The organism is Streptomyces sparsus (assembly GCF_054776295.1).
Genome location: NZ_BAAHCA010000663.1, coordinates 1 through 2,741, shown reverse-complemented (window position 1 = coordinate 2,741; position 2,741 = coordinate 1). Strand labels below are relative to the sequence as shown.

Annotated in this window: 3 protein-coding genes; 2 read left to right on the top strand and 1 reads right to left on the bottom strand. The window is 72.2% G+C overall.

Annotated features, from left to right (window positions below; all coding sequences use genetic code 11):
* A partial coding sequence (locus tag ACYVE9_RS21820) for a biotin--[acetyl-CoA-carboxylase] ligase (RefSeq protein WP_461029587.1) occupies nucleotides 1-711 on the bottom strand: 711 nt, incomplete at its 3' end.
* A 288-nt stretch (nucleotides 712-999) separates the two neighbouring features.
* Here ACYVE9_RS21820 and ACYVE9_RS21815 point away from each other — a divergent pair.
* Both ACYVE9_RS21815 and ACYVE9_RS21810 read left to right on the top strand, forming a co-directional pair.
* Complete coding sequence (locus ACYVE9_RS21815; RefSeq protein ID WP_461029589.1) at nucleotides 1,000-2,577, top strand: acyl-CoA carboxylase subunit beta; 1,578 nt, start codon at nucleotides 1,000-1,002, stop codon at nucleotides 2,575-2,577.
* Nucleotides 2,578-2,594: 17 nt separating this feature from the next.
* Nucleotides 2,595-2,741 (top strand): acyl-CoA carboxylase epsilon subunit (locus tag ACYVE9_RS21810; protein WP_461029588.1); only part of this gene is annotated, 147 nt, incomplete at its 3' end.

The following is a 2,741-nucleotide window of genomic DNA, read 5'->3' as shown; positions in this document are numbered from 1 at the left end:
CTGGAGGCCGCAGGCCGCGGCGTCACCGCCCGCGTCCCGCCATCTCGTGTACCAGTCCTCGACGGACCGCAGCACCGCGCGCAGCAGCGGATCGCGGTCCGTGCCGCCCGCCCCGGCGAGCAGCAGCGAACCGGCCTCCGGCACCGGCAGCTCGTCGGCGCGCAGGGAGACGTTCAGCCCGATGCCGACCACCACGGCACCGTGCTCGGCGTCACCGATCAGCTCGGTCAGTACCCCCCCGATCTTGCGTTCCGATCCGTCGACGTACGCCAGCAGGTCGTTGGGCCATTTCAGCGCGGTGTCCACGCCCGCGGCGCGGGACAGCGCGGTGGCCGTCGCCACCCCCGCCAGCAGGGGCAGCCAGCCCCAGTGGCGCAGCGGCACGCCGGGGCCGGGCCGGAGCACGAGGGAGAGGAACAGGCCGCTGCGGGCGGGGGCCGTCCACTGCCGGTCGAGCCTGCCGCGGCCCGCGGTCTGCCGCTCGGCGACCAGCACCGTGCCCTCCTCGACGGGCCCGGCGTGCAGGCGCTCGACGAGGTCGGAGTTGGTCGAGCCAGTCTCGGCGACCACCTCCAGTTCCGACCACAGGCCGTCCGGCCGGAGCAGGGCCCGGCGCAGGGCCGCCGCGTTCAGCGGGGGGCGGTCCAGGTCGGACCAGCGGCTGCCGGGACCCTCGTGCGGCGGCCTGTTCGGGGGCATATCGGGTGTCATGGGCCCACCCTAGGTGTGGCCAACGCCGCACCGCCGAAAAGTGCGCACGCCGATACGCTACGAGTCGGTAGGTTCCGCCTGCCGGTACCCCCGGTGTGCGGCCGGCGCCCGGCGTCGCCGCACCGCACCGCGGGGGCCGGCGGTGGCGCGGACCTGCCGGGAAGGTCCCGACCACGCAGCAGCGCGTGCCAGGCACCGCGAAACCGGGAGACGACCGGGCGGGGTCTGGGCGCCGAGGACGACTAGGAGCCGCTCCCCGTGTCCGAGCAGGAAAACCCGGCCCCCGGCATGCACCAGGGGCACACCACCGCGGGCAAGATCGCCGACTTCCGGCAGCGGGCCGCCGAGGCCACCCACGCGGGCTCGGCGCGCGCAGTGGAGAAGCAGCACGCCAAAGGCAAGCTCACCGCCCGGGAGCGCGTCGAACTCCTCCTGGACGAGGGCTCCTTCACCGAGCTGGACGAGTTCGCGCGGCACCGCTCGACCAACTTCGGGCTGGAGAAGAACCGTCCCTACGGCGACGGCGTCGTCACCGGCTACGGCACGGTCGACGGCCGGCCGGTGTGCGTCTACTCGCAGGACTTCACCATCTTCGGCGGCTCGCTGGGTGAGGTCTACGGCGAGAAGATCGTCAAGGTGATGGACTTCGCCCTGAAGACGGGCTGTCCCGTCGTCGGCATCAACGACGGGGGCGGCGCCCGCATCCAGGAGGGTGTGGCGGCGCTCGGCCTGTTCGCGGAGATCTTCCGCCGCAACGTGCACGCCTCGGGTGTGGTGCCGCAGATCTCCCTGATCATGGGCCCGTGCGCGGGTGGCGCGGTCTACTCCCCCGCGATCACCGACTTCACCGTGATGGTCGACAAGACCTCGCACATGTTCATCACCGGTCCTGACGTCATCAAGACCGTCACCGGTGAGGACGTCGGCTTCGAGGAGCTGGGCGGCGCGCGCACCCACAACTCGACCTCCGGCGTCGCGCACCACATGGCGGGGGACGAGAAGGACGCCGTCGAGTACGTGAAGGCGCTGCTCTCCTACCTGCCGTCGAACAACCTGTCCGAGCCGCCGGCGTTCCCCGAGGACGTCGACCTGGAGACGTCCGACCGGGACCGCGAGCTGGACACCCTGATCCCGGACTCGGCGAACCAGCCGTACGACATGCACTCCGTCATCGAGCACGTGCTGGACGACGGCGAGTTCCTGGAGACGCAGGCGCTGTTCGCACCGAACATGCTGACCGGCTTCGGCCGCGTCGAGGGCCGCTCGGTCGGCGTGGTCGCGAACCAGCCGATGCAGTTCGCCGGCTGCCTGGACATCGACGCGAGCGAGAAGGCCGCCCGCTTCGTGCGGACCTGCGACGCGTTCAACGTGCCGGTGCTGACGTTCGTCGACGTGCCGGGCTTCCTGCCCGGTACCGAGCAGGAGTTCAACGGCATCATCCGGCGCGGCGCCAAGCTGATCTACGCCTACGCCGAGGCGACCGTGCCGCTGATCACCGTGATCACCCGCAAGGCGTTCGGCGGCGCGTACGACGTGATGGGCTCCAAGCACCTCGGCGCGGACCTCAACTTCGCCTGGCCCACCGCGCAGGTGGCGGTGATGGGCGCCCAGGGCGCGGTCAACATCCTGCACCGCAGGGCGCTGGCCGCCGTCGAGGGCGACGAGGAGCGCGAGGAGCTGCGGGCCCGGCTGACGGCCGAGTACGAGGACACCCTGCTCAACCCGTACGTCGCCGCCGAGCGCGGTTACGTGGACGCGGTGGTCCTGCCGTCCGAGACGCGCCGGCACATCATCCGCGGCCTGCGCACCCTGCGCACCAAGCGGGAGCAGCTGCCCCCGAAGAAGCACGGCAACATCCCGCTCTGACGGACTAGGAGGCTGTGATGATCAAGGTCGTTCGGGGCAATCCCACCCCCGAGGAGCTGGCCGCCGCACTGGCGGTGGTCCAGGCCCGGGCGTCGGCCGCGGCGGCGGTGGAGCCGGGCGTGCAGCCCCCGCCGGAGTGGTCCGACCCGGCCCGCCTGGTGCCG